At 48.6% G+C, this 17,140-nt stretch carries 20 protein-coding genes; 7 read left to right on the forward strand and 13 right to left on the reverse strand.

The features are described 5' to 3' along the window. Nucleotides 1–162: 162 nt before the first annotated feature. Nucleotides 163–1,092, reverse strand: coding sequence for an FAD-binding protein (locus EST55_RS04710; protein ID WP_100690744.1), 930 nt, complete (start codon nucleotides 1,090–1,092; stop codon nucleotides 163–165). Further along, nucleotides 1,089–1,838: an electron transfer flavoprotein subunit beta/FixA family protein gene (locus EST55_RS04715; protein WP_088768825.1), complete on the reverse strand. Its 750-nt coding sequence runs from the start codon at nucleotides 1,836–1,838 to the stop codon at nucleotides 1,089–1,091. The genes EST55_RS04710 and EST55_RS04715 overlap by 4 nt, the downstream gene beginning before the upstream one ends. A 125-nt stretch (nucleotides 1,839–1,963) precedes the next feature. Between EST55_RS04715 and EST55_RS04720 the strand changes: the two genes are divergently transcribed. Further along, nucleotides 1,964–2,335, forward strand: a complete 372-nt coding sequence (locus EST55_RS04720) for a SufE family protein (protein WP_129496681.1) — start codon at nucleotides 1,964–1,966, stop codon at nucleotides 2,333–2,335. Here the strand turns inward: EST55_RS04720 and EST55_RS04725 are convergent. From EST55_RS04725 to rppH, 10 genes are all read right to left on the reverse strand, one after another. Then, nucleotides 2,309–2,617, reverse strand: a complete 309-nt coding sequence (locus tag EST55_RS04725) for a helix-turn-helix transcriptional regulator (RefSeq protein WP_129496682.1) — start codon at nucleotides 2,615–2,617, stop codon at nucleotides 2,309–2,311. The two genes, EST55_RS04720 and EST55_RS04725, sit on opposite strands and share 27 nt — an antisense overlap. Beyond that, the gene (locus EST55_RS04730) at nucleotides 2,614–3,960 is read right to left on the reverse strand and encodes a HipA domain-containing protein (protein WP_129496683.1); all 1,347 of its coding nucleotides are present in this window, start codon (nucleotides 3,958–3,960) and stop codon (nucleotides 2,614–2,616) included. The genes EST55_RS04725 and EST55_RS04730 overlap by 4 nt, the downstream gene beginning before the upstream one ends. 78 nt (nucleotides 3,961–4,038) lie before the next feature. Further along, the gene (tcdA, locus tag EST55_RS04735) at nucleotides 4,039–4,827 is read right to left on the reverse strand and encodes a tRNA cyclic N6-threonylcarbamoyladenosine(37) synthase TcdA (protein ID WP_129496684.1); all 789 of its coding nucleotides are present in this window, start codon (nucleotides 4,825–4,827) and stop codon (nucleotides 4,039–4,041) included. Continuing rightward, nucleotides 4,820–5,239 carry a PAS domain-containing protein gene (locus EST55_RS04740; RefSeq protein ID WP_129496685.1) on the reverse strand — a complete coding sequence of 140 codons (420 nt, stop codon included), beginning with the start codon at nucleotides 5,237–5,239 and terminating at the stop codon, nucleotides 4,820–4,822. The genes tcdA and EST55_RS04740 overlap by 8 nt, the downstream gene beginning before the upstream one ends. Beyond that, the gene (locus EST55_RS04745) at nucleotides 5,236–6,258 is read right to left on the reverse strand and encodes a response regulator (RefSeq protein WP_129496686.1); all 1,023 of its coding nucleotides are present in this window, start codon (nucleotides 6,256–6,258) and stop codon (nucleotides 5,236–5,238) included. The genes EST55_RS04740 and EST55_RS04745 overlap by 4 nt, the downstream gene beginning before the upstream one ends. A 193-nt stretch (nucleotides 6,259–6,451) precedes the next feature. Continuing rightward, entirely contained in the window at nucleotides 6,452–7,303 is an 852-nt protein-coding gene (locus EST55_RS04750) for a thymidylate synthase (RefSeq protein WP_129496687.1), read from the reverse strand. Between the two features lie 170 nt (nucleotides 7,304–7,473). Further along, complete coding sequence (gene lgt / locus EST55_RS04755; protein ID WP_129496688.1) at nucleotides 7,474–8,268, reverse strand: prolipoprotein diacylglyceryl transferase; 795 nt, start codon at nucleotides 8,266–8,268, stop codon at nucleotides 7,474–7,476. Between the two features lie 18 nt (nucleotides 8,269–8,286). After that, complete coding sequence (locus tag EST55_RS04760; RefSeq protein WP_129496689.1) at nucleotides 8,287–9,078, reverse strand: sulfite exporter TauE/SafE family protein; 792 nt, start codon at nucleotides 9,076–9,078, stop codon at nucleotides 8,287–8,289. Between the two features lie 2 nt (nucleotides 9,079–9,080). Next, entirely contained in the window at nucleotides 9,081–11,351 is a 2,271-nt protein-coding gene (ptsP, locus tag EST55_RS04765) for a phosphoenolpyruvate--protein phosphotransferase (RefSeq protein ID WP_205702581.1), read from the reverse strand. A gap of 2 nt (nucleotides 11,352–11,353) precedes the next feature. Further along, a complete protein-coding gene (gene rppH / locus EST55_RS04770; protein WP_088768834.1) occupies nucleotides 11,354–11,866 on the reverse strand; it encodes an RNA pyrophosphohydrolase in 513 nt (170 codons plus the stop codon). A 94-nt stretch (nucleotides 11,867–11,960) separates the two neighbouring features. Here rppH and mutH point away from each other — a divergent pair, with 94 nt between their 5' ends. Together mutH and EST55_RS04780 are read left to right on the forward strand one after the other, a co-directional pair. Further along, nucleotides 11,961–12,635, forward strand: a complete 675-nt coding sequence (mutH, locus tag EST55_RS04775; protein ID WP_129496691.1) for a DNA mismatch repair endonuclease MutH — start codon at nucleotides 11,961–11,963, stop codon at nucleotides 12,633–12,635. Between the two features lie 133 nt (nucleotides 12,636–12,768). Then, complete coding sequence (locus EST55_RS04780) at nucleotides 12,769–13,428, forward strand: DUF2982 domain-containing protein (protein WP_100690754.1); 660 nt, start codon at nucleotides 12,769–12,771, stop codon at nucleotides 13,426–13,428. A 120-nt stretch (nucleotides 13,429–13,548) separates the two neighbouring features. Here the strand turns inward: EST55_RS04780 and EST55_RS04785 are convergent, their stop codons facing one another. Next, nucleotides 13,549–14,283, reverse strand: a complete 735-nt coding sequence (locus tag EST55_RS04785; RefSeq protein WP_129496692.1) for an EAL domain-containing protein — start codon at nucleotides 14,281–14,283, stop codon at nucleotides 13,549–13,551. Between the two features lie 125 nt (nucleotides 14,284–14,408). Between EST55_RS04785 and EST55_RS04790 the strand changes: the two genes are divergently transcribed. The 4 genes from EST55_RS04790 to EST55_RS04805 are packed head-to-tail and all read left to right on the forward strand — an operon-like array spanning nucleotide 14,409 to nucleotide 17,104. Then, on the forward strand, nucleotides 14,409–14,831 hold the full coding sequence (locus EST55_RS04790) for a RimK/LysX family protein (protein WP_100690756.1): 423 nt from the start codon (nucleotides 14,409–14,411) through the stop codon (nucleotides 14,829–14,831). Beyond that, the gene (gene rimK / locus EST55_RS04795) at nucleotides 14,828–15,733 is read left to right on the forward strand and encodes a 30S ribosomal protein S6--L-glutamate ligase (protein WP_100690757.1); all 906 of its coding nucleotides are present in this window, start codon (nucleotides 14,828–14,830) and stop codon (nucleotides 15,731–15,733) included. The genes EST55_RS04790 and rimK overlap by 4 nt, the downstream gene beginning before the upstream one ends. A gap of 1 nt (nucleotide 15,734) precedes the next feature. Continuing rightward, entirely contained in the window at nucleotides 15,735–16,751 is a 1,017-nt protein-coding gene (locus EST55_RS04800; protein WP_129496693.1) for a succinylglutamate desuccinylase/aspartoacylase family protein, read from the forward strand. Then, nucleotides 16,748–17,104, forward strand: a complete 357-nt coding sequence (locus EST55_RS04805) for an Hpt domain-containing protein (protein ID WP_129496694.1) — start codon at nucleotides 16,748–16,750, stop codon at nucleotides 17,102–17,104. Before EST55_RS04800 ends, EST55_RS04805 begins: the two co-directional genes overlap by 4 nt. Nucleotides 17,105–17,140: the final 36 nt, after the last annotated feature.

Here is a 17,140-nt window from a genome sequence, read left to right on the forward strand (position 1 = left end):
AATCCTTTAAACTTGTTTGGCGGTTATAGATGAATCATGTCCGATGAGTTAAAAATATGCAAGTGTATGAACACGAAAAGATAACAAGTTGTTGGAAAAAGTGCGGGAAAATGTCGTTACCAGCGTCTAAATTGACGCTGGTAACGAGTCTTCAAAAGTGTTTTATAACTTTTCTTTGAGTTCAGGAAGAACATCAAATAAGTCGGCTACCAAACCGTAATCCGCAACCTGGAAGATAGGTGCTTCTTCGTCTTTGTTGATAGCAACAATGACTTTGGAGTCTTTCATACCGGCTAAGTGCTGGATAGCACCACTGATACCGACCGCCACATAAAGCTGTGGAGCAACAATTTTACCGGTCTGGCCAACCTGCATGTCGTTAGGGACAAAGCCAGCGTCAACGGCCGCACGTGATGCGCCTACCGCCGCCCCTAGTTTGTCGGCAATGTCTTCCAGCATATGGAAGTTTTCGCCGTTTTGCATGCCACGACCACCAGAAATAACGATTTCCGCTGCTGTCAGGTCTGGACGCTCAGAGTCAGCCAGTTGCTCACCAACAAACTCAGATTTGTCGTTGTTAAACACTGAATCGATGCTCTCAACATCACCACTACCACCTTCTGCTGCTACCGCGTCAAATGCAGTTGCACGGACAGTAATGACTTTGATTTTGTCTTCTGACTGCACGGTAGCAATAGCGTTACCGGCATAGATTGGACGCTTGAAAGTGTCGTCGCTTTCTACCGCGATAATGTCGGATACTTGCGCTACGTCCAGCAAAGCAGCAACGCGCGGCATAAAGTTTTTACCGGTCGTGGTCGCTGGTGCCAGGATGTGACTGTAGTCTTTGCCTAACTCTGCGACCAACTCACTGATGTTTTCAGCCAACTGGTGCTCGTAAGCTTCGTTATCGGCCAAAATCGCTTTCTTCACGCCGCCCGCTTTAGACACGTTCTCAGCAACAGTTGAGCAGCCTTTACCAGCAACCAGCACATGAATATCGCCACCGATTTTCTGGGCAGCGGCTAACGTTTTCAGCGTTGAAGGATCAACGGCGTTATTGTCGTGTTCTGCTACTACTAAGATGCTCATAATACTTTGGCCTCGTTCTTCAGTTTGTCTACCAGCTCGTCAACATCGGCAACTTTCACACCCGCACTGCGCTCTGCAGGCGGCTCGACTTTCAGCAGCTTAATAGTGCGTTTTACTTCCACGTCCAGCTCGTCTGGTGTTGTTGTTTCTAACGGCTTACGCTTGGCCTTCATAATGTTTGGCAGTGACGCGTAACGCGGTTCGTTCAGACGCAAGTCGGTGGTAACAATAGCCGGCAGGTTCAATTTAACCGTTTGCAGACCGCCATCAATTTCGCGAGTGACATTAACAAAGCCGTCACCCATTTCGACTTTAGACGCGAAAGTGCCCTGCGGCATGCCGGTTAAGGCGCCCAGCATTTGACCGGTTTGGTTGTTGTCTGAGTCGATAGACTGCTTACCCAGAATGACCATGTCCGGCCCTTCTTTCTCTACCACGCCTTTGAGAATTTTCGCAGCAGATAAAGAATCCGGCATGTCATCGGTTTCAACCTGAATAGCACGGTCAGCGCCAAGTGCTAAGGCCGTGCGAAGTTGTTCCTGAACAGCTTTAGGTCCAATTGACACAACCACAACTTCATCAGCAGTACCGGCTTCTTTTAAACGCACAGCTTCTTCTACTGCTATTTCGCAAAATGGGTTGAGTGCCATTTTGACGTTCGCCAAATCGACATCGGACTGATCTGGTTTCACACGAACTTTGACGTTGTAGTCAATGACGCGCTTAACCGCGACGAGTATCTTCATGTTGTACTTCCTTTTGCTGGAATGTTCTTAATGTTGGTGTTTATTATGCTTCCATTATCCTAAACTGGCGTCGATCTCACAAGTTGTGGGAGAATAAAACTCTATTGCCGTAAGGGAGAGTTTACATGGCCAGCTGGGAACAGCTTTTTCGTCAACTAGTGCAACAGGCTAGAAGTCTAGCAGAATATCCGTCCGAATGTCGTGATGACGATCATTTGGTGGGTGGCTGCGAGGCAAAGGTATGGCTGTGGCTGGATACCTCGAACCCAGAATCGGTGGTTATTCGTTTCGACTCCGAGTCACGCGTTGTGCGCGGTCTACTCGCGATGTTGCAACAACGGCTGGACGGTTGTTCGGTCGCGGAAATAGCAGCCTTTGACATGGACGCCTTTTACCGCGAAGAAGGTTTAGACAACGCCCTGAGCCCCTCGCGCAGCAACGGCCTATACCAGGTCGCCAAAACCCTGAAGCTACGTACGCAATGTTCGGCGCTTTAACCGAGCGGATGCCGGAACCAGGCCGACTTTTAACCCAAAGGGCTTAAACAGTCGATTAATTATGTCGCTGGAATAATTGCCTAGATCATTTTCAACTTCTGAAACGGTCTTTCGGGAAGTTCTTGTGAGCTTGGCATAATCGCTTTGATTCAGCCCTGTAATTTTCTTTCTGAACTCCTGCAGCGCTTGTCCCTGGCTTATTTCACCCTGTAATAGTTGTAGCGCAATACGTTCAATAAGAGCTTCTCGCTCTTCACCGCTAAGCTGGTTACTCTTACTCATAGCAGCCCCCAGCGTTTCAGTTTTTCTGGAATATTAGCCAGCCCGACTTTGGGCATGGTCATAATACTGTCTGGAACGCCCCGCTCCCTTAATCTGCTTTCCAAGCCAATAAATTGCTCAGCCGTTGTATTCAGGTCACTGAGCAATTGTTCAGGTTTGATTAAGTCAGAAAGCTCCTCGCAGATGGCTCCAAAGTTATATTCGCCGCCACTTTCCATTGGCTCTCCCCAAACAGTTGATCTTGGCACTCCTTCGGGGTCAGCTCGCATCGGCGCAAAATCATAAATTGGAGTGAGCTTTATGCCGCCTTCATCTCTGAAAAATGCCGTATTGCGACCGTGATTATCCGAGTTACCAAAAGCAATATTCAATAAATCCCTCCGTACCCATTCGGTTACGAACGCCTCTACATTAAAATAAGCTCCCTGTTCTTTCACCGTGTATGAGTTTTCAATTTTGCGAACTAACTCACGTATTACATCGGCATGACGAAGGCGTACACCGGGGGCTCTTTTTAAAATAGAGTAGACAGACTCCATTGCCTTGCGAGCAACCACGCCATTAACAACTTCAACATCGAAACGCGGAAGCCAAAGTGACGGAAAGTTATCTCCTTCTTCAAGCCTCATCTGTTCGGTTGCTATGGCGCTCACTCCCATTTGCTCAAGCTCGCAATAAAAGTGATATTCCGCGCGCAGGATATCGCAATCAATTTGCTTTCGTTGACCTCGGGGAAACTTCACCAGATAAAATGCGTCCTGAATATTAGTTCCGTCTTGAAAGGTATCTATCCAAACCTCGTCATTATTGTTGCATCGCAGCAATAATTTTGGCGCTTCACCTCCTGCACCGGTTGCTCCCCCGGCAATGGCTCCTCGCTGATGAGCATACTCAAGAAAACTCGCGTTTCTTTCTACAACGTCGCTGACTCTAAACTGAGGAGGGTCTATAGTTTCCTGCTGGTTTTCGACAGCTTCTTTTACTCTCAAATGTCCAACAGGTGCAATTGCGGCTTTTTCTAATAAAACCAAATTTTGTTGGCTTAGTGGCAAGTTGGGTATTTCAAGCTGATCCACCCAAAACCGTCGAGCTGCACCACTTGGAATAATATCATCAAGAAAGCGAAGCCAACCGGGTTGATCGTCGTCATCGAAATAAAGCTGTACGGGATGGTTTAAGGAAACAGCATGGTGATCATCCTGCTCCAGGTGCTCAATAGCGTAACCCGTTTTATACTGAACTTGCACATCGGGCTCATTCTGCCCAGCTCGTTCAGTAAAAGTTAACATAGCTATGTCCTGCCACTGGTTTTGCAGGTAAGCCTGTACCGTTAGACTATTCATGAGACACCTAAAATTGAGTGATATTACACTCAAAATAGATAAAAAAATCTATTTTTGCAACCTATATCACGCAAAATGTCAGTTATTGGATGTCAACCGCTTCAAAAGCGTTGCGGTAGCTTGCATGGCGAAGCTGCAAGTGACCACCATGGCGGCGCCAAAGCCGGAGCTGCAATCCATGCGCATGGAGCCGGAGCCTGGTTTCTGAAGGGTGACTTCCCCTTCTAGCTCACCGGAAATAACCGGATAACGCAGTTGTTCTTCGGAGTACACGCAGTCGACGCCCCACTTACGCTTGGGGTTTTTGGAAAAGCCATAGTCGCGACGCAGTTGTGAGCGTACTTTAGCCAGTAACGGGTCCTGCTTGGCTTTAGCTAAGTCGCCAACACGGATCATGCCCGGGTCTATTTGCCCACCAGCACCGCCGCACACCACCAGGCGTAGCTTGCGCCGTTTACACCAGGCCACCAGCGCAGCCTTGGTGTTCACACTATCTATGGCGTCCAGCACCGCATTGGCGCCGGCTAAGTACTCTTCGAAATTCTCGGGCAGCAAAAAGTCATCAATGACTTTTACTTCGCAGTTGGGATTAATACTTTTTACCCGTTGTGCCAGCACCTCGGTTTTGAGCTGCCCAATAGTGTCATCGGTGGCCGGTAACTGACGGTTAATGTTAGTGGTGCACACGTCGTCTAAGTCAATGAGCGTGAGCTTGCCAATGCCGGTTCGCGCCAGTGCTTCTACTGCCCACGACCCAACGCCGCCAAGCCCGGCGACCACAATATGTAACTGCTGAAAATGGTTTAACGTTTGTTGTCCGTAAACACGGCTGACACCACCGAAGCGCGGATCCGATACTTCACTCATGACTGGGTTGTTCGCTCACATCGTAAATAATAATGCCCACCTGATGCACTTCACCACGCGGATTCTTAAGCGGAATTAGGGTGACGTTTTGATACATCCACTCGCTCTGCCCGCTTATGGGGCGGCTGTGGCGAAAACGAAACACATAAGGTCGCTGCTGCCAGGTAATAAACACTCGCGAGTTTAGCTGCCGCACCCGGTCAATTTTCCGCTGGAACCAAGCCTGGTCGATACCGGGACAGCAGCGAAACAAATTTTTTTCGCGCACTTCGCTGGGGCGCAGACCACTGTGGTTCTGCATAAACTCGTTCCACATCTGGATATTGTTGTCGTTATCGACCACCACAATACCGACGTCAATGGCGCCCAGAATACTCAGCTTGCTGTGCAGTTCGTCCATATCGTCTATCATTCTTCGTCCCCCTGAAGCCAGTGTGCCAGCTGCTGGTCGAGAATTTTTACAGCGTCAGCCGGGAACAACAACAACAGGTCAAATGCCAGCTTATGCTCGGGCAGTTGATAGCCTATTTCTATGGCAAGAATTTTCTGCCAGCGCTTTTCACCGTGTTTTAGCAGCTCCTGCATGGACTGGTTTTCGCCCAATAACACCGGCTGCGATGCCGCAAATTCGACATGCAACTGCTGACCTAAGCCATTTAAGCAGGCAGACGATAAAATAGACGCCACGTCCATTAATGATTCAATACGCTGTTGCTTTACCGAACCACTCTCACCGAGTTTTGCGCCTAACAACTGACCAATGTCGTCAATGGCCGCTTCGTTAAAGAGCGTTAGTGCCTCACCTAAAATACCGCTGCCGGAAAATCCCTGACTGACGGCCGCCACTTGTTGCTTAGCGTCGATGGACTCAATCGCCATGTGCAGCTCAGAAGGCGCAATAAAGTTAACATTAGGCACCGGCAATTCAATGAACGTGTCCAGTACACGGGCTAAATGGTCACCCGCCTGCCCCATGGCAACGTTTGAGACCTCGCGGTACACATCCAGCGGATTAGCCGGTGCCTGTGTTTGCTGGTCGGCAACTTTCAATTGCCCGCCGGCAGGCTGGTAAAGGCCGAATTGCTGCAACAAAGTTTGTACGTCTTCGGCTTTCATCGGCTTTTTAACAAAGGCCATGGCACCTAATGACTGTACGCGCTTTTGCGCCTCAGGCTGTATGTCACCCGACACGACAATAACCAAGGTTTCCAGTTGCTCTTCTTTAATGGCCTGCAGGGTTTCGTAGCCGTCTTTTACCGGCATGTTCAAATCCAGAAACAGGATTTCAGCACGCCCTTCACGCACACAAGTGAGCGCTTGCTCACCGTGCTCCGCCTGGTGCACTTCAGCATCCCAGTCGCTCGGCAGCGTGCGTAACAGCTGTTTCCGCGCCATTTTCGAGTCATCGCACAGCGTGACTTTTAGCGTCATAGATTGAGATTCCCGCCCGTTATCGAATACCCCTATTCTAGCTTAGGCAGTAGCCTGATGCCATTGGTGCCTTACGGCGATACCTCACTACACATCGTAGCCTGATGTTATTTACGTCAGGTTCCGAGGGACGGTGTAACCTGACGCCATTGGTACGTTACGGAGATACCTCACCTGATGCAATAGCATCAGGCTACACGGCGAATGGGTATTTAATGGGTTCGTGGCACTGATAACCGCTGACGGTGAAATCGTCTTTGCTGACCCAGGTTTCAATGTCTTCTAACGACTTTATCTCAGGGTTAATGTGCAACTGAGGCGATGGAAAAGGCTCACGTTTTAGCTGGACATCACGCATTAACTCTAACTGGTTTTCATAAATGTGAGCGTTCACTATCTTATGGTAGGCCTTACCCGGTTTGTGCCCGGTAATTTGTGCGACCAGAGCTAACAGAACGAAGCACTGAATTTGATTGAAATTAAGCCCCAAGGGTACATCGCAACTACGCTGATACGAGGTTAAATAAAGTGTGTCACCTAACAACGAAAAGGTGTGAGTATGCATACAAGGCCGCAAACAGCCCAATTCAAATTCGCCGGGATTATAGAAGGTCACTATTTCACCGCGGTCATCAATGCCTTTTGACAGGTTATTAACTACTTTTTTCAGCTGATCTAAATGGCTTCCGTCAGGCTTTTGCCAAGAGCGACCCTGTACTCCATAAACCCGGCCCATGTCATCTTCGCCTTTGCGGTTCGGATTGTTCAGCCAAGCCTGGTTTTCATTGGCATTGGCATCCCAAGTTTTGCAGCCAATATCACGAAACTGGGCCGCATTGTCGTAGCCGCGTAAATACCCTAAAAGCTCAGCAATAGCTGACTTATAATAACTTTTGCGAGTGGTAATGAGCGGGAATTGGTTGTTGGCTACATCGTACTCTAAGTCGGCGTTTATAACCGTTAGGCAGTTAATGCCTGTACGTTCGTTTTTAACCCAAACACCTTCGTCGACAATGCGTTGGCACAGTTCTAAATATTGTTTCATTTTTTATGTGAATTTTGTTGTGCGTAATGTTATCTATCGTACCTGATGCTGTAGCCTGATGCTATTGCATCAGGTGAGATTTTGGCCGTTGAAATCATGTTCAAATAATAGATGTTGTAGCCTGACTTTTATGTGACCGGCGGTATCTCACCTGACGTAATAACGTCAGGCTACACCTCCGCTTGACGCTTTGCGCGAACCATCAGAATGATGCCCAGAATAATCATTGGAAGGGTCAGCCATTGCCCCATGGACATTCCGAGTGACAATAAACCTAAATGCGCGTCTGGCTCGCGGAAGAATTCGACAATAAAGCGGGCAATACCGTAGCCCAGCAGGAATAATCCACTTACTGCACCCGTGCCGCGAGGTTTGCGTTGGAACCACAAAATAAGCAAGAACAGCAGCAAGCCTTCTAACAGTGCTTCATATAGCTGAGACGGATGACGTGCCACCGGCCCCCCGCTGGGGAAGTACATCGCCCAGGGCACTTCTGCTGCACGGCCCCAGAGCTCGCCATTAATAAAATTACCGATACGCCCGAAGAATAAGCCCATAGGCACTAGCGGTGCCACAAAATCCCCCACTTGCAGGAAATCGCGCTTTTTCTTTTTCGCATAGAGGTACATAGCCGTAATCACACCGAGTAATCCCCCGTGAAACGACATACCGCCTTCATGGACATAGAATATATATAGCGGGTCAGCTAAAAAGTAGTCGAAATGGTAAAACAAGGTGTAGCCAACGCGACCACCGACAAAGACGCCAATGAAGCACCAGAACAATAAGTCACTAAACTGTTCTTTGTTCCAGTTTTCACTTGTTTTGGTTTGACGGACACCCCAAAAATAAGCAAAAGCAAACGCAACGAGGTAACTGATTCCATACCAATGCACATCAATAGGACCAATGCTAAAGGCAACTGGATCTATCGCTGGAAACTGCCAGTATTCGTTCGAAGGCACTGCGGACACTCCCTTGTTCTATTTAAAAATGAGTTGCACGGCAACAATAATTAAAAAGGCCGCAAACACGCGTTGCAACTGCTTAACCGGTAATTTATGAGCCAGCTTGGCTCCTAGTGGTGCCATTAAAACTGACGCAACTGAAATACCTATCCAAGCGGGTACGTGTATTAACCCGAAAGCGCCGGTGGCTTTACCAGACAGCCAACCGTTCGCGATAAACATGACGACGGAACTGCAACCAATAATAAAGCTACCGAGCGACGATATTGCGATAGCCTGGCGCACCGGCAATCGCATTTTCGTTAGAAATGGTACAGTCAACGCACCACCACCAATACCAACCAGCCCCGATATGGTACCAATAATATAGCTTCCCAGAGCCACTAACCGCTTGGATACCGACGTCATAGGCTCGCCTGTTTTTTGAGGCATAACCATGCGAGCCGCCAACGCAATTAACACGATGGAGAAAATGCGTTTCAGCCAGTCGGGATCAATTACAGTTACCAGATACGCGCCGGTCATTGCCCCTATCGATAATCCCGGCAGTACACGTATTAACCAAAACTTTTCCATTAAACCGTGCTTCGCGTGAGAGCGCGATGCACTCGCCGTTGTCATACAAACGGTCGCCAAACTGGTCGCAATAGCTGAGGGTACAACCAACTCAGGCGGCACACCGATTATAGGTAATAAGTAAATAAGCAGTGGTACAATAACCAAGCCACCACCAATACCGAGCATACCGGCCAGCAAGCCCGCAACCGTTCCGCCGCCCAAACATAAAAGCCAGGTGCTTAATAACATAATTACTTCCCTGCCCGCACAAAGCCGCCAAGCCCCATGCTTTCCATTTTATCCGCTATCATACTGCGTATTTGCTCTGGATTACGCGCTTGCAACGCTTTTGCCAGCATCACGTTAAGCGTACTTGAGCGCACGTTGCGAAGAATCCACCGTACTCTGTCCACGTTGTAACTGTTCATACTTAGCTGCCGGTATCCCATTGCAACCAAGAGTAAGGCGCCGCCCGGGTCACCGGCTAATTCGCCACAAACACTGACAGGTTTACCCAAGTCTTCACAACGCCGGGCTATTTCATCTAAGCTTGCCAATACCGCGGGATGGTAAGCGTCATATAAATGCGCTACGCGGCGGTTATTTCGGTCAACGGCTAACAAATATTGTGTTAGGTCATTGCTGCCCACTGAGAAAAAGTCGACTTTGCTGGCCATTGCCGGTAACTGATAAATAGCCGCTGGCACCTCAATCATCACACCCAGCTGTGGCTGAAATAAGTTCACGCCAACCTCACAGCCTTGCTCTTCTGCAACTTCAAAGTAGGCCTGCTTAATCAGCCGTGAGGCTTCGTCGACTTCACTGGTGCTGGTTATCATCGGCAGTAAAATTCGTAAATTACTCTTGCCAATACTCGCCCTTAGCATTGCCCGAATTTGTATCAGAAAAATTTCAGGATGGTCGAGCGTTAAGCGAATACCGCGCCAGCCAAGGAAAGGGTTGTCTTCCTGCAGCGGGAAATAAGGTAACGGCTTGTCACCGCCGACGTCTAACGTTCGCATCACGACAGGCCGGTCGGGAAACTGCTCAAGTACCTCCTGGTACATTTCCGTTTGCTCATCTTCTGTCGGAAGCTGGTCGCGCATCATGAACGGAATTTCTGAACGGTACAGCCCTACACCGTCAATATTCAGAGTTTGTAGATAATCATGAGCGACATCTAAACCAAGATTCAAGTGCAGGCTCACCCGCTGGCCGTCTTGCGTTTCAGCCGGTAAGTGGCTGTGTTCAGAGACGATATCTTTGAGCTCTTGCTCCTCTTCCGCCAACTGATGAAACTGGCTGAGAACTTGTGGCGGTGGGTCAATATACACTTCACCGGTGTAGCCATCGACGGCCAGTTGACGGTCGGAGAAAAAGTGCAAATCGATATCATCAATACCTAACACGGCCGGAATGCCCATGCTGCGAGCCATGATAGCGGCATGCGAGTTACTGGAACCGTTCAGTGAAATAATACCGTCAATATGATCTTGTGGGAGTTCAGCCAGCATAGAGGCCGTTACTTCGTCCGCCACCAGAATGAAGCTCTCTGGCAGTTGCTGACGCCTACGTTGACGATTCTGCAAGTGCATGAGTACACGCTGACCAATATCCCGGACATCGGTCGCGCGCTCTTTTAAATACGAGTCCTCCAGCGCTTCAAACTGGGAAACAAACTGTTCTACTACGTGCTTTAACGCCGTTTGGGCTCTCCAGCCCTCTTTGATCATATTCTCGACAGCGTCCCCTAAACTGGCGGCATCGAGCATACCTTGATATACGTCGAAAATAGCGAGTGTGTCATCGGGTACCTGACCCGCCATGCGCCTTGATAACTCTTTTAAGTCGGCTCGTGTGCGCGCAACGGCCTGACGAAACTTACGAATTTCATGAACAGGCTTATCAGAGCGCTTAGGAGTGACTTCATCCAGTCTCGCTTCCGGTCGGGACACGTAAGCATCGCCAACAGCAACACCAGGAGACCCCGGAAGTCCGCGGAGGCTATGAATCCACGGCGAGTGGTCGCTGGCCAAAAGACCTTTGGCATCAGCGTGAGCAATAACCACCGCCAACTGCGCCGCCAGAGTAACAATGAAAGCCTCTTCTTCGCGGGTAAACTGACGAGCAACGCTTTGGTGAACCACAACGATACCCAGCACCTTTCTGCGATGAATAATCGGTGCCGCCAATAGGCCGCGATAGATGTTTTCGTTGGTGTCGACCAACTTCTTATTGGCGGGATGCTGACTGGCATCAGCAATATTCAAAGGCTCTTCCCGCTGTGCAGCGAGACTGATGATGCCTTCACCGAAATCGACGCGGATAGCCGAACCGTCCTCTGTCCGCAAGCCATCGCTGGCGGCCATCACAAACTGACGTTGATCGTTGTCAGCGATAAACACACTGCAACTGTCTGTTTCTAGCGCTTCGCGTACCTGACCGACCATGGTATTGAGTGCCATGTTAAAGTCAGGCGCCTTATTCACGCCTTCAACAATTCTTTGCAGTGTGACTAACATCATTATCTTCTACGTCGGTGGTGACGTCCTCCAGACGAACGAAATGGCATAGCATGCGAGGCAAATTCTTTCATGACCCGACGGTAGACATCGCGCTTAAAAGAAACGACCTGTCTAACCGGGTACCAATAGCTTACCCAACGCCAGCCATCGAACTCAGGATGACCTGAATGCAAAACATCGACGTCTTCTTCTCGACATTTCAGGCGCAGTAAAAACCACTTTTGTTTTTGTCCAACACACATGGGCCGTTGTTCACGTCGAATCAGTCGTTTAGGCAACCGATAACGCAACCAGTGACGGCTGGTGTACAGAATTTCGACCTGCTCAGGTTTTAAACCGACTTCTTCATAAAGTTCTCGGTACATTGCCTGCTCAGGCGTCTCGCCGTCGTGAATGCCTCCTTGTGGAAACTGCCAGCTCTGCTGGTTAATTCGACGAGCCCAAAATACCTGCCCATGCCCGTTACAGATGACGATTCCTACGTTGGGTCGGAATCCTTCAGCATCTATCACGCGAGCATCCTCAATTATTCTCTGTTACAGTGGATTCTTCCATAAAGCCCGGTTTCGGGCAAATACTCATTTTGGATTTGCGCAGATTTACGACATGACAGACAAGCCTTCTCGACCCACCTCCATTGACGAATTGTTCGAGCGCGCCGCTGCACTGGCAGGAAAACGCTTTTCAGAACTCGCCGAGCAAGTGGGGTTAACCGCTCCAAAAAACCTACGCCGCGACAAAGGTTGGGTTGGCCAGCTGCTGGAGCTGCACCTTGGTGCTACCGCCGGTTCTAAACCAACCCAGGACTTTCCGGAATTAGGAATTGAGCTAAAAACACTGCCGGTAACGCCCGAAGGCGAGCCGTTAGAAACCACGTTTGTCTGCAGCGCCCCGCTAACGAACATTGAAGGGGTGCAATGGGCCACTTCAAACGTACGAAATAAACTTCAGCATGTGCTTTGGCTGCCTATTGATGGGCGTCGTGACGTACCGGTTCCCGAGCGAGTCGTGGGCAGCGCCTTTCTGTGGGCGCCGAACACGGAAGAAGAGGGCTTACTTCGTGAAGATTGGGAGGAGCACATGGATCGCATTGCCTTAGGTCAAGTGGAGAGTATTACCGCGCGCCAGGGCGAAGTCATGCAAATACGACCGAAAGCGGCCGATGGGTCTGTTCTGACCGACGCTATTGGCCCCGACGGCACAATGATAAAAGTTCGTCCCCGTGGTTTTTATCTGAAAAAGGACTTTACCCGCCAAATTCTCCGGCGTGTTTTTGCCTGATACAACCTTTTGTAGCCCGACGCTATTGCATCAGGTACGATGGTGAACCATGATTAGCCTATGAATTCAAAACCTCACCTGACGTAAATAACGTCAGGCTACAGAAACCTCTTTGTAGCGATAAAGGAACGCGATGCAATTTACGGTAAGCCCACAAGCAAGACGTAACGCGATCAGTTTTTGCGGAATTGCGCTATTTATACTCGCGCTATTGGTGTTTTTGCATTTGATTCGGGAGGATATCCCCGTTGGCGTTTCCGTGGTACTCGGCGCTGCCTCCGGGATCTTTATGCTGCTTGGGATTGGTAAGCTTATAGAGCCCCCAATCTCATTGGTGATTACCCCAGAAGGTATTCAGTACCTGCATCGCCGCGGAGAATGGCACATTCGCTGGGAAAACATCATTCGCTTTGATGTCCCCAGAGTTAATCGTGTGCTTGAATTGGAAGACGCCCCATTTTTAGGTTTCAGACTGCATAACGTAGAAGAAGTGTTAGACGAAATATCGCCTCGACTAGCATCCACATTACTGTTTGAACAGCGCCAGCTACTGACTATGGCGCTAAGACACCAAGCGCCAGATAGAGAAGACTATACGCCCTATTTTGACATACCGGATAGCTACATATCACCTAATGGCAAAGTGTATAAAGGCTTGATTGGCGTTTTTGGCAAGCGAATGGAGCAAATGCGGGAGCTGTTGGGTTACGATCTTTATGTAAGTGCTAATGCTTTAGATCGCGACATTTATGAATTTAAGGCCCACCTTCAGCGACTGCAGGCGAGCCGTTAAGAACATAATGTAGCCTGACGTTATTTACGTCAGGTGAGATGCCGCGTTTATCAACATGTGTTGATCGATTATATGATGTCGGGGGGATCGAACCTGATGCAATAGCATCAGGCTACGTGGTTACCGAAATACGACCGGCTGTATGGCTTCTAGCATGGGTTTCTGAAAGAAGTAGCCTTGCATAAGCGATACACCGGCGTCCTGCAGATACTTTAATTCTCTTTCGGTTTCTATGCCTTCAGCGATAACCCGAATGCCAAGCTGCTCGGCAATATCTAAAATACCTCGCACCAATACCTGATTCACTCTATTGGCATCAATGTCGCGAATCAGCTTCATATCAATTTTAATAATATCAGGCTGAAAATCAGACAATAAATTCAGTCCGGAATACCCGGCACCAAAGTCATCAATAGCCGTTAAAAAACCTTCTTTGCGGTAGGCTTTAAACACATCCACCAAAAAATCCTGACTAACCACTTTTTCCTGCTCAGTCACTTCAAAGATGATGTTGTGTTTATCGAAGCCAGTTTTACGTGCCGTCGACAGCGTTTTCGCCAAACAAGTCTCCGGTTCATAAATCGCGTTTGGCATAAAGTTAATGCTGAGCTTGGTGGGCAGCTCAATTCTTGACGCTGTTTCAATCGCCTTAACCCGACAACTTTGATCGAAAGTATATTTGGTATCTTCCGTGACCCGCCCTAATACTTCTCCGGCTCCCTCGCCATTTTCTCCGCGCACCAACGCTTCGTAGGCAAATACATTTTTCTGGCTGGCATCAACGATGGGTTGAAAAGCCATTTTAATACCGAAGTTGAGCGGCGTTCGGCAATCGCATCCTGGACATGCAGACATAAATTTTCCTTGCTTACTCTTTCATCGTCTTCAAACGAAAAAATTCTTTCAAATGATCACTAAAAATATTGCCTTTTTTGAGAAATACTGTATTAAGCACTCAGCATTAATTACAAGGTAGCACAATGACAACAATTGGTTGGAGAGAGTGGGGGCACCTCCCCGAGCTAGGCATTAGTAACATTCACATGAAAGTCGATACGGGAGCCAAAACTTCCTGTTTGCATGCTTTTCAGCTTGAACCCTTTATGAAAAAAGGTGAAGAATGGCTGCGTATATTTGTTCACCCTAAGCAGGACTCGCAGGAAGAGCACGTCTGTGAAGCGAAAGTTCACGATAAACGAGACGTTACTGATTCTGGTGGGCACACTGAAACCCGTTATGTCATAAAGACTCGTCTCGTGCTAGGTTCATTTGACCAGAAGGTCGAACTAACCTTAACTAACAGAGACACGATGAAATTCAGAATGTTGTTAGGACGTCAGGCCATGCGTGGGCATTTCCTGGTCAACCCTGATGCCTCTCACTTACTTGGAGATGTAAAATGAGAATAGCGATTTTATCGCGAAACTCTTCGCTGTATTCGACTCGCCGGTTGATTGAAGCGGCGCGTGATCGCGGTCACGAAGTTGACGTACTTAATCCGCTGAGCTGCTACATGAACATTAATGCTCGTGAGTCGTCCATTCACAAACATGGTAAAGAACTGCCACATTACGACTGCGTTATTCCGCGTATTGGCGCTTCAGTCACTTTCTATGGCACTGCTGTGTTGCGTCAGTTTGAGATGATGGGTACCTATCCGTTAAATGAGTCAGTCGCTATTTCGCGTAGCCGCGACAAGTTACGCTCATTACAACTGCTATCGCGCAAAGGCATTGGATTGCCAACGACAGGCTTTGCGAGTCAGCCTCAGGATATTCCTGACCTTATTGAAATGGTTGGCGGTGCACCGTTAGTGATTAAGTTACTCGAAGGCACTCAGGGTATTGGTGTAGTGCTGGCTGAAACTCGCCAGGCGGCTGAAAGCGTTATTGAAGCGTTTATGGGCTTGCAGTCGAATATTATGGTGCAGGAATACATTAAGGAGGCCGGTGGCGCTGACATTCGTTGTTTTGTGATTGGTGATAAAGTCATTGCCGCAATGAAGCGCCAGGCCAAACCTGGAGAGTTTCGTTCAAACCTTCATCGTGGTGGAAGCGCGTCGTTGGTCAAACTGACCCCCGCCGAGCGTGCAACGGCCGTTAAAGCAGCAAAAACCATGGGGTTAAATGTGGCTGGTGTGGATATCTTACGTTCGAACCACGGGCCACTGATTATGGAAGTGAACTCATCACCGGGCCTTGAAGGTATTGAGCAGGCAACAGAAAAAGACGTTGCAGCACAAATTATTACGTTCTTAGAAAAAAACGCCAAAGCGCATAAAACACGTACGAAAGGAAAAGGCTGACATGCAGCGGTTTGAGCTTGCCGGGCAGTCGATTGAACCTGGCTCACATCAACACATTACGTTGCCGGCGGTTCGGCTTTATAACGACGCGCCATTGGATTTACGTATCGATGTATTCCATGGCACCAAGCCGGGTCCGGTGCTGCTGGTTTCTGCCGCTATTCACGGTGACGAGCTCAACGGTATCGAAGTCTGTCGCCGTTTAATTAACGAAACTGACGCCCGCAACCTTTCAGGCACCTTGATTGTTGTGCCTATCGTGAACCTATTTGGCTTTATTCAGCAGTCTCGTTATTTACCTGATCGCCGTGACTTAAACCGCTGCTTTCCGGGGTCGGAGCGTGGCGCTTTAGGCAGCAGAATGGCCTTTCTCTTCAGTGAAGAGTTGGTGAAAAAATCTACTCATATTATCGATTTGCATACCGGTGCTATTCATCGTAGCAATTTGCCGCAAATACGAGCAGACGTTGATAACGACAAATCGTTAGCCATGGCTAAGGCCTTTAGCACGCCCGTTATTTTGCACTCCAAGGAACGTGACGGATCGCTAAGAGCTCTGGCGACGGAATTGGGCATTCCACTCATTCTTTACGAGGCCGGCGAAGCATTGCGCTTTGACGAAGCGTCAATAAGTGCCGGCGTTATTGGCGTCCAAAACGTCATGAAGCACCTGAAAATGCTGAAAGGTCGTCGTAAAGGTCGCCGAATTACCGCGGTAATATCGCACCGCTCAACATGGGTCCGTGCCGAACGTGACGGTTTGATATTACCCAAAGTTGAGTTAGGGCAAACCATTCAGAAAGGTCAGATATTGGCGCTGAGTGTTAATCCGCATGGTGGTGCCGACGATCCTATTGAATCGCCCGTCCGGGGGATTATTATCGGTTGCAGCAACATACCGGTTGCGAACGAAGGAGAGGCACTGTTCAATGTGGCGCAGTTTGACAAAGACGTCATATCCGAAGCCACAGAGAGTGTCGATTCATTCACCGAGGTCTACGAGAATAAGCCGTTATGACAACCAATCTGTCAAGCGTTAGCTTTGAGCAAGGGCTTCACCATTGCGATGATGTTCAGCCGCTTTATTGCGAAGTCCTTCGCTGTTATTTAGAGGAATTCTCACCGTTACTCGATGAAGACGTCTTAGTGACTGATGACAATGAAGCTAAAATTAAACTGCATACCTTGAAAAGTTTAACCGCTACCGTTGGTGCTTATGAGTTCAGCGAGTTTGTTGGACAACTATTCAAGAAATGGCCAAAATTGTCGGAAACTGAAAAGCGGCAAGAGGTTAGACAAGTTAACTACTTTCTTTTTGAAGTGAATCAAAAAGTCCAACACTATTGTAACGAAAACTCTTCGACTGACTAAAAACAATACAAAAACTCATCAGAATTCGTTAATATT

This window comes from Idiomarina sp. 29L (assembly GCF_004123135.1).
GTDB lineage: Bacteria > Pseudomonadota > Gammaproteobacteria > Enterobacterales > Alteromonadaceae > Idiomarina.

What these genes read in the sequence shown, in the direction of transcription:
- rimK (WP_100690757.1), top strand. Translation starts at nt 14,828, where the DNA reads ATGAGAATAGCGATTTTATCGCGAAACTCTTCGCTGTATTCGACTCGC.
- EST55_RS04720 (WP_129496681.1), top strand. Translation starts at nt 1,964, where the DNA reads ATGGCCAGCTGGGAACAGCTTTTTCGTCAACTAGTGCAACAGGCTAGA.
- EST55_RS04780 (WP_100690754.1), top strand. Translation starts at nt 12,769, where the DNA reads ATGCAATTTACGGTAAGCCCACAAGCAAGACGTAACGCGATCAGTTTT.
- EST55_RS04785 (WP_129496692.1), bottom strand. Translation starts at nt 14,283, where the DNA reads ATGTCTGCATGTCCAGGATGCGATTGCCGAACGCCGCTCAACTTCGGT.
- EST55_RS04710 (WP_100690744.1), bottom strand. Translation starts at nt 1,092, where the DNA reads ATGAGCATCTTAGTAGTAGCAGAACACGACAATAACGCCGTTGATCCT.
- EST55_RS04725 (WP_129496682.1), bottom strand. Translation starts at nt 2,617, where the DNA reads ATGAGTAAGAGTAACCAGCTTAGCGGTGAAGAGCGAGAAGCTCTTATT.
- mutH (WP_129496691.1), top strand. Translation starts at nt 11,961, where the DNA reads ATGACAGACAAGCCTTCTCGACCCACCTCCATTGACGAATTGTTCGAG.
- ptsP (WP_205702581.1), bottom strand. Translation starts at nt 11,351, where the DNA reads ATGTTAGTCACACTGCAAAGAATTGTTGAAGGCGTGAATAAGGCGCCT.
- EST55_RS04745 (WP_129496686.1), bottom strand. Translation starts at nt 6,258, where the DNA reads ATGACGCTAAAAGTCACGCTGTGCGATGACTCGAAAATGGCGCGGAAA.
- EST55_RS04715 (WP_088768825.1), bottom strand. Translation starts at nt 1,838, where the DNA reads ATGAAGATACTCGTCGCGGTTAAGCGCGTCATTGACTACAACGTCAAA.
- tcdA (WP_129496684.1), bottom strand. Translation starts at nt 4,827, where the DNA reads ATGAGTGAAGTATCGGATCCGCGCTTCGGTGGTGTCAGCCGTGTTTAC.
- EST55_RS04730 (WP_129496683.1), bottom strand. Translation starts at nt 3,960, where the DNA reads ATGAATAGTCTAACGGTACAGGCTTACCTGCAAAACCAGTGGCAGGAC.
- EST55_RS04760 (WP_129496689.1), bottom strand. Translation starts at nt 9,078, where the DNA reads ATGTTATTAAGCACCTGGCTTTTATGTTTGGGCGGCGGAACGGTTGCG.
- EST55_RS04805 (WP_129496694.1), top strand. Translation starts at nt 16,748, where the DNA reads ATGACAACCAATCTGTCAAGCGTTAGCTTTGAGCAAGGGCTTCACCAT.
- EST55_RS04750 (WP_129496687.1), bottom strand. Translation starts at nt 7,303, where the DNA reads ATGAAACAATATTTAGAACTGTGCCAACGCATTGTCGACGAAGGTGTT.
- EST55_RS04790 (WP_100690756.1), top strand. Translation starts at nt 14,409, where the DNA reads ATGACAACAATTGGTTGGAGAGAGTGGGGGCACCTCCCCGAGCTAGGC.
- EST55_RS04740 (WP_129496685.1), bottom strand. Translation starts at nt 5,239, where the DNA reads ATGATAGACGATATGGACGAACTGCACAGCAAGCTGAGTATTCTGGGC.
- EST55_RS04800 (WP_129496693.1), top strand. Translation starts at nt 15,735, where the DNA reads ATGCAGCGGTTTGAGCTTGCCGGGCAGTCGATTGAACCTGGCTCACAT.